The sequence below is a fragment of the Alcaligenes faecalis genome (assembly GCF_009497775.1).
GTDB lineage: Bacteria > Pseudomonadota > Gammaproteobacteria > Burkholderiales > Burkholderiaceae_B > Alcaligenes > Alcaligenes faecalis_D.
Genome location: NZ_CP031012.1, coordinates 2,730,052 through 2,742,777, shown reverse-complemented (window position 1 = coordinate 2,742,777; position 12,726 = coordinate 2,730,052). Strand labels below are relative to the sequence as shown.

The window sequence follows — 12,726 nt, the reverse complement described above, 5'->3', positions numbered from 1 at the left end:
TCAGAATAAGGCCGTTGAGGCCATGTAAAACCACAAGGAAAGAGGAATGAGTAAAGTTCATCGTATTGCCGTGATCGCGGGAGACGGGATCGGCAAGGAAGTCATGCCCGAAGGGCTGCGTATTCTGGAAGTGGCCGCTCGTCGTCACGCCATTAATTTTGATTGGAAAGTGCTGGATTGGAGCTCGGACTACTACCAGAAGCACGGCACCATGATGCCCTCGGACTGGAAAGCCCAATTGATGGATACCGAGGCCATTTTCTTTGGTGCCATGGGCTGGCCCGATCTGGTGCCTGACCACGTTTCACTGTGGGAGTCCCTGTTCAAGTTCCGTCGTGAATTCGATCAGTACATCAACTTGCGCCCCGTGCGCTTGATGCCCGGCGTGCGTTCGCCGCTGGCCGGTCGTGAGCCCGGTGATATTGATTTCTTCATCGTGCGCGAGAACACCGAAGGCGAATACTCCAATAGCGGCGGCATCATGTTTGAAGGCACGCAGCGCGAAGTCGTGATTCAGGAAAGCGTCTTCACCCGTACCGGTACAGACCGTGTCTTGAAGTTCGCGTTTGAGCTGGCTAAAAAACGCGGCAAACACGTTACTGCTGCGACCAAATCCAACGGTATTTCGATCTCCATGCCCTGGTGGGATTCCCGCGTGGCAGCCATGGGCGAGCAGTACCCCGACGTGAAGTGGGACAAGTATCACATCGACATTCTGTGCGCGCACTTTGTGCAGCACCCGGACTGGTTCGATGTGGTGGTGGCTTCCAACCTGTTTGGCGATATCTTGTCCGATCTGGGCCCGGCATGTACCGGTACCATCGGTATTGCACCGTCGGCCAACCTGAACCCCGAACGGGTATTCCCATCCCTGTTTGAGCCCGTGCACGGCTCGGCCCCGGATATCTATGGCAAGGGCATTGCCAACCCGGTCGGTCAGATCTGGAGTGGTGCCTTGATGCTGGATTTCCTGGGCTACCCGCAGGCCGCCGCCGAAGTGGTGCAAGCCATTGAGCAGGTTCTGGCCAATGGCCCACGTACCCCTGATCTGGGCGGCCAGGCCAGCACCGCAGAAGTCGGTGCCGCCGTTGCTCAGGTTCTGGAAGCAATGGCCTAAGCCATTAGCTGGACTTGGGTGGGCGCAGGCCTGCCCAAGTGATGGCGCCAATCATGATGGCACCACCCAGCAGCGCACGGCTGCTGGGGTATTGAGCGAAAAGAAGAGCCGCAAAGGCGATGGCGTAGACAGGCTCCAGGGCAATCACAATCCCGGCGCTGCGAGCATTCAGAACGGTTAGCGCAGAGACCAGCAGGTAGTGCGACAAAGCCGTACAAAACACCCCCAGCAGCGCAATCCAGACCCAGTCCACCAGGGTGCTGTCGCCCAGCAGCGGTATGGCAAAAGGCCAGCACATCAAGGCCACAAACAGATTCTCCCACCATGCGACTTGCTGAGCAGACAGATGCTTGGCGGCGCGGCGGTTGATCAGCGTGAACATGGCAAAAGTAAAGCCGGAGGCAATTGCCCAGGCCAGGCCAATGGTGGATTGATCCTGGAAATCGAAAGACGGGGTCACCAGCAACAGGCCAAAGGTAACCAGGGCCAGAATGATCCATTCCGACACGGTGACGCGCTCGCGCAGGACGGCCCATTCGCACAAGGTAATGAAGGCCGGGAAGCTGGCAAAGCCCAGAGTGGCAATGGCCACGCCGCCCACTTTGACGGCCACAAAGAAAGTGGCCCAGTGAATGGCCAGCATGATGGATGCCAGAAGCAGAGTGCGAAAGTCTGCAGCTTTCATGCCCTGACCCAAACCGCGCCCTTGAGAGCGAATACTGATGAACAAGGCCAGGACCGCAAAGCTGGCTCGGCCTGCGGTGATCAGCATGGCGCCGACCTGAATGAGTTCACCAAAAATACCGGTCAGTCCGAACAGAACGGCAGCCACATGAATGGCAGCCAGAGCACGTCCATGCGTCATGGAAAGCGATCCGAGAAAAAAAGAGTCAATTTAGGCTATTCTGGTGCTTTATATCAGCCAGCGATAGGGCAGCGGGGTCGGGCAGGCAATACGTGTAAGGCATTATTCTAAGACATTGCTATGGGCCCCTCATCAAAGGAGTAAAACAATGACGCAGACGGTTAAGGCGATACGGATTGAACGTAATGGTGGTCCGGAGGTACTGCAGTGGGCTTCGGTAGAGCTGCCCGCTCCTCAGGAGAAGGAAGTCACCATACGCCAAAAAGCGGTGGGTTTGAACTTTATCGACATCTATTTCCGTAATGGCCTCTACAGCAATCCCTTGCCACATGGTTTGGGTTTTGAAGCGTCCGGCATTGTGGAAGCCGTCGGTTCCGGTGTCACGCACCTGAAAGTCGGTGATCGCGTCGCCTACGGTCAAAGTCCCCTGGGGGCGTATGCCGAGGCACGTAATGTGCCTGCCGATCGTGTCGTGCGTATTCCTGATGGAATCACTTTTGAGCAGGCAGCGGCCATGATGCTTAAAGGTCTGACTTGCTGGTATTTGCTGCGCCAGACCTATCGTGTGCACGAAGGCCAGACGATTCTGTTCCATGCGGCTGCCGGTGGCGTGGGTTTGTACGCCTGCCAATGGGCGCGTGCCTTGGGCGTGAAGTTGATTGGTACGGTTTCCAGCCCCGAGAAAGCCGCTTTGGCTAAAGAGAACGGTGCCTGGGAAGTGATTGATTACTCCCACGAAGACGTGGTGCAGCGCGTGCTGGAATTGACCAACGGCAAGAAAGTGCCTGTTGTGTATGACGGCGTGGGCAAGGACACTTGGGAGCGCTCGCTGGATTGCTTGCAACCGCGTGGCCTGATGGTCAGCTTTGGCAATGCCTCCGGTCCGGTAACGGGTGTGAATCTGGCGACGTTGGCATCCAAGGGTTCCTTGTATGTGACTCGCCCTGTGCTGGGTGCTTATGTGCCTACCCAGGAAACCATGCAGGCGGCCGCTGACGAGATGTTCGAGCTGGTGCTGCAAGGCAAGATCAAGCCGCTGATCGGTCAGCGTTTCCCGCTGGATCAGGTTGCCAAGGCCCATGAAGATCTGGCCGGTCGTCGCACGACAGGCTCTACGGTTTTGACGCTGGATTAAAGCGGATTATTGGGCGGTGACGAGCAGTCAACGCAAATAGTTCTGCGTATAAAAAATGGCCTCCGACAAGGAGGCCATTTTCATTTGGCAGTGCTGTATCCGCCGATGTTCGGCGGACAGGAATCAGCCTTGCTCGTGGTACTGACGCACGCGCTCGACTTCATTGCGCGAACCCAGAATCACACCAATGCGCTGGTGCAGTTCTGTCGGTTGTACGTCCAGAATGCGCTGTGTGCCGTCAATCGACATGCCACCGGCTTGCTCGACCAGGAAGCTCATGGGGTTGGCTTCGTACATCAGACGCAGCTTGCCCTTGCGACCGGAGGCGCGGGCATCACGGGGGTACATGAAGATACCGCCACGGGTCAGGATGCGGTGTACATCGGCCACCATGGAGGCGATCCAGCGCATATTGTAGTTTTTGCCCAATGGGCCATCCGGACCTGCCAGGCAGTCGTCGATATAGCGTTTTACCGGGGCTTCCCAGTGACGCATATTGGACATATTGATGGCAAATTCCGAGGTGTCCTCGGGGATGGTGATGCGCTCGGTGGTCAACACCCAGGAGCCCATTTCCTTGTCCAGCGTGAAGGCGGCCACGCCATCACCCACGGTCAGCACCAGCATGGTTTGCGGGCCGTAAATGGCATAACCGGCGGCAACCTGACGCACGCCGGGTTGCAGGAAGTCCTGCTCTTCGATCACGCGGTCACGCGCTTCAGGCGGTACGCTCAGCACCGAGAAGATCGTGCCAATGGACACGTTCACGTCAATATTGGACGAGCCATCCAGCGGATCGAACAAGAGCAGGTTTTCGCCCTTGGGGTAGTAGTCGGGAATGCGGTGCAGGGTGTCCATTTCCTCGGAGGCCATGGCAGCCAGGTTACCGCCCCATTCATTGGCTTCCAGCAGGATTTCATTGGACAGCACATCCAGTTTTTTCTGAACTTCGCCCTGGACGTTTTCGGAGTCCAGAGAACCCAGAACGCCGCCCAGCGCCCCTTTACTGACGGCATGGCCAATCGCCTTGCACGCGCGCGCCACTGTTTCCAGCAGCAGGCGCACATCGGCGGTGACCGTTTTCTTCTGGCGCTGTTGCTCCACCAGATACTGAGTAAGGTTTTTCTTCAAGACAGACTCCGAGGTCAAAGAGTTAATGCTTTATGTACGATTTCGGCCACATTGCCCGACAGGCCGGGTTCGGCCTGAATCCGCTCCAGCGCTGCCTTGAGCAGGTCGCGGGCTTCGGGTTCAAAGCGGGCCCAGTTATCAAACACACGGGCCAGGCGGGCAGAGATTTCCGGGTTGAGCTTGTCCAGGGCAATGACTTGCTCGGCCCAGAAGGTATAGCCTTCCGGCGTGTGTACAGCCTGCATATTATTCATGCAGAACTGGAAAATCAGAGAGCGGGCGCGGTTGGGGTTGCGCATCGAGAAAGCAGGATGCAGCATCAGGGCGCGCACCTGGGCAACTTGTGTGCTGGGGGCGGTGGCCTGCAAGCTGAACCAGCGGTCCAGCACCAGGGGATTGTCCTGCCAGCGCTGGAAAAAGTCATCCAGACCGTCCTGACGATCCTCTTCGTCACCGTAGTTCACCAGCGCACTAAGCGCACCCATGCGATCAGTCATATTGGTGGCCTGATCGTATTGATTGCGTGCCAATTGCGGGCCGGTATTCACGCCGGCCACCAGCAGGTAATTCAGGGCCAGATTGCGCAAGGAGCGCTGGCCAGCCTGCAAGGCGTCGGGGCTGTAGGGAGCTTGTTCCAGGCTCAGGTACTGATACAGCTCCTGCCAGTAGGGCGTCAGGGCCAGACCCAGTTCACGTTGCAGCTGGCGACGAGCCTGAACCACGGTACGCGGGGTCATGGGCTTGGTTTGTTCCAGCAATTCGCGTTCGCTGGGCAGGGACAGGATGCGGGCCTTGTAAGCAGGGCTCAAGGCAGGGTCTTGTACCAGCGCATGCCAGGTTTGCACCACCGTCGCCAATTGTGCGGCCGACGGCGTGCGTCCCGATGCCGAGGACAAAATCAGACGGGTAGCCAGCAGCTGAGCCGCTTCCCAACGGGCAAACGGATCGGTGTCGTGACGGGCCAGCAAAGCCAGCTCGGAATCCGGACGGTAGTAGTCCACCCGCACAGGCGCAGAGAAATTGCGCAGCAAGGACAGAACCGGCGCCTCAGGAATCTGTGTGAAGGTCCAGCTTTGTTCGGCTTGCGTGAAATCCAGTACCAGCGTATCGCCTTGCTGACCATCCAGATGCAGAGTCAGTGGTGTGCCTTGCTGATCCAGCATGCCCAGGGCAAAGGGGATGTGCAAAGGTGGCTTGGGTGTGGATTTGTTCTCGATCCCGGCGGGCTCATTGCTTTGGCGCAGGGTCAGTGTGGCGGTCTGGGCGGCTGGGTCGTGTAGCAGGCTGACCTGAACGCGTGGAGTTCCCGCTTGCTGATACCAGCGGCGGAATTGCTCCAGACTTTGGCCGGGTTTGACCTGGCGATACACGCTGTCCATGCTGTCCACGAAATCATCGCAAGTCACTGCCTGGCCGTCGTGGCGCTTGAAGTATTCACGAATACCAGCCTGGAAGTTTTCTTCGCCCAGCAAGGTGTGCTGCATGCGAATGACTTCAGCGCCTTTTTCGTAAATAGTGGCGGTGTAAAAGTTGCTGATTTCCTGATAGCTCTCGGGACGAATGGGGTGAGCCATCGGGCCGGCATCTTCAGGGAACTGGGCGGCACGCAAGACGCTGACATCATCAATGCGTTTGACGGCACGGGCACTGGCGGCCTGAGCGCCATCCAGCCCTTGGGCCAGCATATCGGCAGAGAACTCCTGATCGCGGAAAACCGTCAGGCCTTCTTTCAGGGAAAGCTGGAACCAGTCGCGGCAGGTGACGCGGTTGCCGGTCCAGTTATGGAAGTACTCGTGACCAATAACGGCTTCAACCGCGTGGAAGGAGGCATCGGTGGTGCTTTGTGCATCCGCCAGCACATAGGCGGCATTAAAGATGTTAAGGCCCTTGTTTTCCATCGCGCCCATATTGAAGTCGCGAGCGGCCACAATCATGAAGCGGTCCAGATCCAGTTCCAGGCCAAAGCGTTGTTCATCCCAGCGTACCGAATGTTCTAGGCATTCCATGGCCCATTCTGTTTTATCGCCGTCACCACGATCGCAATAAACCTGCAATAGGGCAGGCTGGCCATTGGCCTTTTTGATTTCGCGTTCGCGTACATCAAAATCGCCAGCAACCAGTGCAAATAAATAAGAAGGCTTTGGAAAAGGATCTTCCCAGATGGCCTGGCTGCGGCCATCGTCCAGCGTTGTGCTTTCCAGCAAATTGCCGTTGGAGAGCAGATACGGGTAAAGCGTGGCATCGCCGCGCAGCACCACTTCATAACGGGACATCACATCAGGACGGTCCGGGAAGAAGGTAATACGACGAAAGCCCTGGGCTTCACATTGGGTAAACAGATTCTGGCCCGAGACATACAAGCCCATGAGCATGGTGTTGTCTTGCGGGCGGCAACGGCTCACCAGCACCAGATCAAATTCTGCGGTCTGGGGCGAGAGCGTCAGGCCCTGCTCATCAAGCTGGTAATCCTGGGCAGTCAGGGCGACGCCGTTGATACTGACTTCAAGCAGTTCAATGTCTTCGCCATCCAGTACCAGGGGGCGGACCTGGCCGTCCCGGCTGCTGGCTCGAAAAGCCAGTCGAACCAAGGTTTGCTCGGCCGCCAGATCAAACTCCAGCCGTACCTTTTCTATTTGATAGGGGTAGGGCTGGTAATCGTGGCGGGAGATCGTAGGTAAGGTGTCTGTGCGCATGTGATCCTGGTCCGACAATCGAAAAAAGATGGTCTATTGTAATGTTGTTTGAACGCCCACACTGGACGCCAGAAACAGGCAGTAAACTAATTGTTCGTCGGCGCTACGGCGCTGTCATTAATCGGGCTTGAACGTGCAAGCGAAAAACAAGCAAGGGTGAAACTATGACGTTATTTTCTGAAGGGTTTTCCTGGCGCGCCCTACGCCTGATGAGCCTGGCATTGGCGGTATTGACCACGGCTTGCGCTGCGCCTAGCTGGTCCGCCAAATTGACGCGTTATCAGCAATGGCCCACGGCCACCAGTGGCGATACCTATTACATCAAGTCTTCGCCGGACAAAAGCAGTAGTCTGCAATACCAGTCTTTTGCCGATTCTGTGCGGGCTTCTATTGGCGTTACGGGACTGGTGCAAGCGGCGGATCTGAAGTCCGCGCGTTTTGTGCTGCAAATGGATTATGGCAATCCGCAGGAACAAAGCTGGGTGCCTCAATTTGCAGATAGTTTTTATGGTCCATCGGCTTGGGGAATCGGGCGCGGCTATTATGCGCCAAATGATGGTTGGGGCGGAGGTTTCTTTTATTCTCCGAATGTAGTGAATGTTCCTGTCACTGTGTATAAAAATTATCTAAATGTAATCATTACAGATAATCAAAACTCGGGCGCAGAAGTGTATCGCGCCACAGCCGTCTCTTATAGCCATTCCGACAACCTGGACCAGCAGATGCCATTTTTGTCCCAGGCCATATTTGATGGTTTCCCTGGTAATAATGGGCAAGTAATTGATATCCGATATCCATTACCTCGGGATTGAGTCGCCAGTACCCCGGCATTATGTAGGGGATTTATATCAATAAGAAAGGGACCGCTTTTTCAAGCGGTCCCTTTCTTTTGTTTGGTTCCCAAGCTTATTTGATAAGGAACTCTTCACGGCTGCGACCATTGGCTTCAGCATCAATGATCCAGCGTGGTGGGCGGCCACGGCCCGTCCAGGTGTCCTGGGTGCCGGGGTGGCGGTATTTGGGAGGCAAGCTGGTTTTAGGGCCGTCGGAACCTGCACCAGCACCGCGGCGGGCGGAATTTTCCAGAGCTTCAGCGACTTCTTCAATCGTGATCTCGTTATCTTGCATGGACTTGACGATAGACGCGATCACAGGACGACGCTGTTTGACTCGAAGGGATTTCATCTGCTTTTGCAGACGCAGAATCTCTTTTTCTATCTTTTGCTTCGCGGAGCTGTAAGTTTCGACTGACATATGGGATTCCTGTTTCATGTTTGTAGTTATCTGATAAACCCTGCCTGTACAAGCTCGTGTTTATCATGCGAAAACAGTGTACTTTGATTTTCTTGAAAAGATAAGTAGTTTGGATAAAAAATAAACGCTTAATCAAAAAGTTGTTTGGTTTTTGTAATTATTTAAGGCCATTAGACAATTCAATGGCACTTGATTAATTAATCTAATCAGGGGTTATCATGAATTTGAATGGGTTTATATCAAAACCGTATAGGTGGGTTTCTAATTAGGGAGATTTTAAAATAGTTTTAATTCCGTATCAGAAAATGTCGTAATTGGAATTTTTGAACCTATTAGTTCAACCGGCTGATTTATGGTTCTGAAAGCCCGGAAACCGCCCGATCAGTACGTCGGCATCGCATACGGTGGCACATTCTGTTTTAATGCTCAGATGGACGGAAGCCAAGTTGATGTCAGCACGTCTTTTGGTACCCATTTTCGTCCCTTGCAGCCATGGGCTTGCCGGGGATCTGTCAGTAGGAATAAACGATGAAGTTAGTTGATCCGGCTATCAATGCCCTGGAATGCGCCCGTGGACTGTTGCTTGAGCCCTGGGGCTTGAATGAAAGCCATTTGTCCGGCGCGCTCGGTGAGATCTTCACCCATCAGGCTGACTACGCCGATTTGTATTTTCAGTACACCCGCAGCGAAGGCTGGGCGCTGGACGAAGGGATCGTCAAAAGCGGCAGCTTCTCTATTGAGCAGGGCGTGGGTGTGCGCGCATTAAGCGGCGAGAAAACCGCCTTTGCCTATTCGGATTCCCTCAGCCCGGAGGCCTTGCTGTCTTCGGCTCGTGTGGTGCGCTCGATTGCACGCCAGGGCGGCTCGGGTAAAAGCGGTATTCTGGTGCCGGCCGATTCGCAGCGTCCCACCTTGTATACGGGCACAGACCCGATTGCCAGCTTGCCTGCCCCTGAAAAAGTGGCTTTGTTAGGACGACTGGATGCCTTGGCGCGTGCCGCAGACCCCCGCGTGGTGCAGGTCATGGCCAGCCTGGGTGCGGAGTACGATGTGGTGCTGGTGGCCGGTAGCGATGGCCGTCTGGCTGCTGATGTACGCCCCTTGGTGCACTTGTCCTTGTCGGTCATTGTTGAACAGAATGGCCGTCGTGAACGTGGTTCGGCCGCCGGTGGTGGACGGGTTGATCTGTCCTACTTCTCCGACGATATGCTGCGCAGCTACGTGGACAAGGCCGTGCGTTCGGCCATGACGAATCTGGAAGCCAAACCCGCGCCAGCCGGTCAGATGACGGTGGTTCTGGGCCCAGGCTGGCCAGGCGTCATGCTGCACGAAGCGGTAGGCCACGGTTTGGAAGGTGACTTCAACCGTCGTGGCAGCAGCCTGTTCTCGGGCCGTATTGGCCAGCGCGTGGCCTCCAAGGGCGTGACCGTCATTGATGATGGCACTTTGGAAAACCGCCGTGGTTCCTTGAATATGGATGACGAAGGCAATGCCACACAACGTACCGTCCTGATTGAAGACGGTATTTTGAAAGGTTATTTGCAAGACACCCATAATGCGCGCTTGATGGGTGCCGCCATTACGGGCAATGGCCGTCGCGAGTCCTACGCCAGCCTGCCTTTGCCGCGCATGACCAACACCTTTATGTTGGGTGGCGATAAAGACCCGCAGGAAATTATTGCCTCGGTTAAAAAGGGTTTATATGCCGTAGACTTCGGTGGCGGCCAGGTCGATATTACTAGCGGTAAGTTTGTTTTCTCGGCTTCGGAAGCCTGGGTGATTGAAAACGGCAAACTGATGTACCCCGTTAAAGGTGCCACCTTGATTGGTAGTGGCCCCGATGCCATGAATCAAATCAGCATGATCGGTAATGACATGCAGCTGGATTCAGGAGTGGGTACTTGCGGTAAAGAAGGTCAAAGCGTTCCGGTTGGAGTGGGTATTCCTACCGTGCGGATGGAAAACCTGACCGTAGGTGGAACCGCCTGATTTAATTTGTCGGCTAATCAAAACCGATAAAAAGACCGCCCCAGTTAATTCAACTTTGGGCGGTCTTTTTTTATGCTGCTTTTATTGCGCTGCAGCAAATTGGATTTAATTTTGATTTTTGCGCGGCAGGCACAGCCATGCCGGGATTAATGAGTATGGTTTTTTCAGGCAGTGCGTTTCACCGGCCTGGGTTTGCGAACCCGGATGGCCAGCCAGCACAACAAGGCCCCCGAACACACCATGGCCGAGCCTTGCCAGAAGGTGAGCGTCAAAGGAGCTTGCAGCAGGAAGGTGGACAGGGCGGCTGAAAAGACCGGAATAAAGTAGGAAGCGCCGGCCAGTATGGTGACATTGCCGTGCAAAATACCCACGTTCCAGGCGGCATAGCCAAAGCCCATCGCAATGGCGGCCAGTAGCAAATACACCAGTGCTGGAACAGTAAAGCTCATTGCGGGTGCACCTTGGCCCAGGTATTTCACCCACAGAACGGCCGCGGTCAGCATGAAAAACAAGGTGATGCCATTTTTGCCCTGGGCGATGCGGGCGGTCATGGTGCTGTAGCCCGCCCAGATCAGTGCGCCGCTAAAGGCCAGGCCATAGCTCAAGGGATTGTCCTGTACATTCAGCCAGATGCTGTGCACGCTTAAACCTTGCTCGCCGCCCAGAATCCAGCTGATGCCCATCATGGACAAGAGCAGGCCCGGCGCGATCAGCCAGTTGGCTTTTTGCTTGTTGAACAAAATAGCGGCCACGATGGTGAAGGTGGGCCACAGATAATTGACCATGCCCACTTCAATCGCCTGCTGGCTGTTGTGGGCATAGCCAATGGACAGGGCCAGACACAGCTCATAGCAGACAAACAGAATGCTGCCCCAGATCAGATAGCGGCGCGGGAAGTGGCGCAGGCGTACCCAACCTACCGATAAGAGAAGAAAGACCGAGGCCAGGGTGTATATCAGGGCAGCGCCGCCGGTAGCACCCAGATAGTCGCTGACGCTGCGTATCAGGCCGACAATCGTGCTCCAAAGAACAATGGCGATCAGACCAATCAGGGTTGCCTTATCAGATTGCTTCATGCTGGTTTCACTGTCTGCAAGGCGCACCGTGAACGGGCAGCGGCTTTACTTGGCCAGGAGACTTATGGGTTAATGGGCCGGGTTGGGTTCGGGCTTGGACAGTTTACTGTAAGCTGCGTGTCGTCCTGAACCGCTCCGGGTGAAAAAGGGATAGAGCAGGGCATCGTTCTGCTCCTGGCTGGCCCGCTTTTGAAGAAGCTGGCGCTTACATTTTCTTGGATTTTGAGTCAGAACCACGCGTTTACGCTCTCTATGATGGTGAGTGTAAATCGGTTTGACTTGGATCTTTTCTAGGCATATCATTTCAACACGAATTAATCGTGCTGAATTATTTTGTTTGGCTAATTAAATGACCACAGATCAACACTACGATTTACGAATTTTGCGGGCCTTGCGCCAGATTACGCGCTCGATTGCCCTGCACTCCAGGCAACTGTCGGCGTACAGCAATATCACCGCGCCCCAGTTGATCTGCCTGCGCACCATTATTGAAAAGGGCCCGCTGACGGCCACGGCCATCAGCCGTGAAATGCACGTCAGCCCCAGCACCGTGGTCGGTATTCTGGACCGCCTGGAAGACAAGAAACTGGTGCTGCGCGAGCGTGGCCGTGAAGACCGACGCATTGTCTTTGTCAGCGCGACGCCCGAAGGGGTGACCCTGGCGCGCGATACGCCGTCCCCGCTGCAAAAGAAGTTGTCGGACGCCTTGAAAGAGTTGCCCGAGCTGGAACAGGCCACCATGACCCTGTCCCTGGAGCGCATTGTGCGCTTGCTCGATGCTGACCCGGATGTTGTGCTGGAGGCCGACGATACGGCCTCGCCTATTCTTGAGGTCCCGGAAGGGGATGTACCCCCCGAATCCGGGTTGGTGGTTTGACGGATCGACCTAGTCCGGGCAGCTCGGCCGGCAGCATGACTGCCACCGATCCTGCCCCCAGTGACCCGGCGCTGATACTGCGTGCGCCCCTGTTGCGTGATGCCGCCGCAATCCATCAGCTGATTGCCGACAGCCCGCCACTGGATCTGAATTCTGAATATCTCTATTTGCTGCTCAGCGAGCACTTTTCCCAGACCTGCGTTGTCGCGCAGCGTGGGGAACAAATAGACGGTTTCATCTCTGCCTACTTTCTCCCCGACCGTCCTGATGTGCTCTTTGTATGGCAAGTAGCCGTGCACGAGCGCGCCCGTGGGCGTCGTCTGGGGCAGGCCATGCTGGACCATCTAAGGCAGCGTTTGCGTGGCCGTTCCCTGCGCTATCTGGAAACGACGGTCAGCCCCGGCAACCGGGCCTCGCGTGGCCTGTTTGCCGCCATGGCCCGGCGCTGGGCAGCGCCCATGCAGGAACAGGAATTCTTTGATACCGCCTTGTTTGCCGCACAGGCTCACGAGGCAGAACCTCTATTACGAATCGGCCCCTTGGACTCTGGATAAGGGGACTTTACGCAAAAGAACGGTAGAGCCGGTCT

The 12,726-nt window shown here is 55.7% G+C and carries 11 protein-coding genes; 6 read left to right on the top strand and 5 right to left on the bottom strand.

Features of this window, described 5'->3' with window-relative positions; translation table 11 throughout:
• Positions 1–46 precede the first annotated feature (46 nt).
• Positions 47–1,117: a tartrate dehydrogenase gene (locus DUD43_RS12765; RefSeq protein WP_042481959.1), complete on the top strand. Its 1,071-nt coding sequence runs from the start codon at positions 47–49 to the stop codon at positions 1,115–1,117.
• Between the two features lie 4 nt (positions 1,118–1,121).
• On the opposite strand, the gene DUD43_RS12760 is transcribed toward DUD43_RS12765, so the two are convergent.
• On the bottom strand, positions 1,122–1,982 hold the full coding sequence (locus tag DUD43_RS12760; protein ID WP_153230586.1) for a DMT family transporter: 861 nt from the start codon (positions 1,980–1,982) through the stop codon (positions 1,122–1,124).
• A gap of 148 nt (positions 1,983–2,130) precedes the next feature.
• Between DUD43_RS12760 and DUD43_RS12755 the strand changes: the two genes are divergently transcribed.
• Complete coding sequence (locus DUD43_RS12755; protein WP_153230585.1) at positions 2,131–3,117, top strand: quinone oxidoreductase family protein; 987 nt, start codon at positions 2,131–2,133, stop codon at positions 3,115–3,117.
• A 123-nt stretch (positions 3,118–3,240) separates the two neighbouring features.
• Here DUD43_RS12755 and DUD43_RS12750 read toward each other — a convergent pair whose 3' ends face one another.
• Together DUD43_RS12750 and pepN are read right to left on the bottom strand one after the other, a co-directional pair.
• Positions 3,241–4,266: a class 1 fructose-bisphosphatase gene (locus DUD43_RS12750; protein WP_009456167.1), complete on the bottom strand. Its 1,026-nt coding sequence runs from the start codon at positions 4,264–4,266 to the stop codon at positions 3,241–3,243.
• Positions 4,263–6,941, bottom strand: coding sequence for an aminopeptidase N (gene pepN, locus DUD43_RS12745; RefSeq protein ID WP_153230584.1), 2,679 nt, complete (start codon positions 6,939–6,941; stop codon positions 4,263–4,265). Before pepN ends, DUD43_RS12750 begins: the two co-directional genes overlap by 4 nt.
• A 164-nt stretch (positions 6,942–7,105) precedes the next feature.
• Here pepN and DUD43_RS12740 point away from each other — a divergent pair, with 164 nt between their 5' ends.
• Entirely contained in the window at positions 7,106–7,753 is a 648-nt protein-coding gene (locus DUD43_RS12740) for a DUF4136 domain-containing protein (RefSeq protein WP_153230583.1), read from the top strand.
• Positions 7,754–7,847: 94 nt separating this feature from the next.
• Here the strand turns inward: DUD43_RS12740 and DUD43_RS12735 are convergent, their stop codons facing one another.
• Positions 7,848–8,195 (bottom strand): H-NS family nucleoid-associated regulatory protein, encoded by a 348-nt coding sequence (locus DUD43_RS12735; protein WP_153230582.1) that lies wholly within the window; start codon positions 8,193–8,195, stop codon positions 7,848–7,850.
• Between the two features lie 528 nt (positions 8,196–8,723).
• Between DUD43_RS12735 and tldD the strand changes: the two genes are divergently transcribed.
• Entirely contained in the window at positions 8,724–10,184 is a 1,461-nt protein-coding gene (gene tldD, locus DUD43_RS12730) for a metalloprotease TldD (RefSeq protein WP_153230581.1), read from the top strand.
• Positions 10,185–10,348: 164 nt separating this feature from the next.
• Here tldD and yddG read toward each other — a convergent pair whose 3' ends face one another.
• Entirely contained in the window at positions 10,349–11,260 is a 912-nt protein-coding gene (gene yddG, locus DUD43_RS12725) for an aromatic amino acid DMT transporter YddG (RefSeq protein WP_153230580.1), read from the bottom strand.
• A gap of 349 nt (positions 11,261–11,609) precedes the next feature.
• Here yddG and DUD43_RS12720 point away from each other — a divergent pair, with 349 nt between their 5' ends.
• Positions 11,610–12,137, top strand: coding sequence for a MarR family winged helix-turn-helix transcriptional regulator (locus tag DUD43_RS12720; protein ID WP_153230579.1), 528 nt, complete (start codon positions 11,610–11,612; stop codon positions 12,135–12,137).
• Between the two features lie 35 nt (positions 12,138–12,172).
• Complete coding sequence (gene ectA / locus DUD43_RS12715; protein ID WP_228125784.1) at positions 12,173–12,691, top strand: diaminobutyrate acetyltransferase; 519 nt, start codon at positions 12,173–12,175, stop codon at positions 12,689–12,691.
• Positions 12,692–12,726: the final 35 nt, after the last annotated feature.

What these genes read in the sequence shown, in the direction of transcription:
- DUD43_RS12765 (WP_042481959.1), top strand. Translation starts at nt 47, where the DNA reads ATGAGTAAAGTTCATCGTATTGCCGTGATCGCGGGAGACGGGATCGGC.
- DUD43_RS12760 (WP_153230586.1), bottom strand. Translation starts at nt 1,982, where the DNA reads ATGACGCATGGACGTGCTCTGGCTGCCATTCATGTGGCTGCCGTTCTG.
- DUD43_RS12755 (WP_153230585.1), top strand. Translation starts at nt 2,131, where the DNA reads ATGACGCAGACGGTTAAGGCGATACGGATTGAACGTAATGGTGGTCCG.
- pepN (WP_153230584.1), bottom strand. Translation starts at nt 6,941, where the DNA reads ATGCGCACAGACACCTTACCTACGATCTCCCGCCACGATTACCAGCCC.
- DUD43_RS12740 (WP_153230583.1), top strand. Translation starts at nt 7,106, where the DNA reads ATGACGTTATTTTCTGAAGGGTTTTCCTGGCGCGCCCTACGCCTGATG.
- DUD43_RS12735 (WP_153230582.1), bottom strand. Translation starts at nt 8,195, where the DNA reads ATGTCAGTCGAAACTTACAGCTCCGCGAAGCAAAAGATAGAAAAAGAG.
- tldD (WP_153230581.1), top strand. Translation starts at nt 8,724, where the DNA reads ATGAAGTTAGTTGATCCGGCTATCAATGCCCTGGAATGCGCCCGTGGA.
- yddG (WP_153230580.1), bottom strand. Translation starts at nt 11,260, where the DNA reads ATGAAGCAATCTGATAAGGCAACCCTGATTGGTCTGATCGCCATTGTT.
- DUD43_RS12720 (WP_153230579.1), top strand. Translation starts at nt 11,610, where the DNA reads ATGACCACAGATCAACACTACGATTTACGAATTTTGCGGGCCTTGCGC.
- ectA (WP_228125784.1), top strand. Translation starts at nt 12,173, where the DNA reads ATGACTGCCACCGATCCTGCCCCCAGTGACCCGGCGCTGATACTGCGT.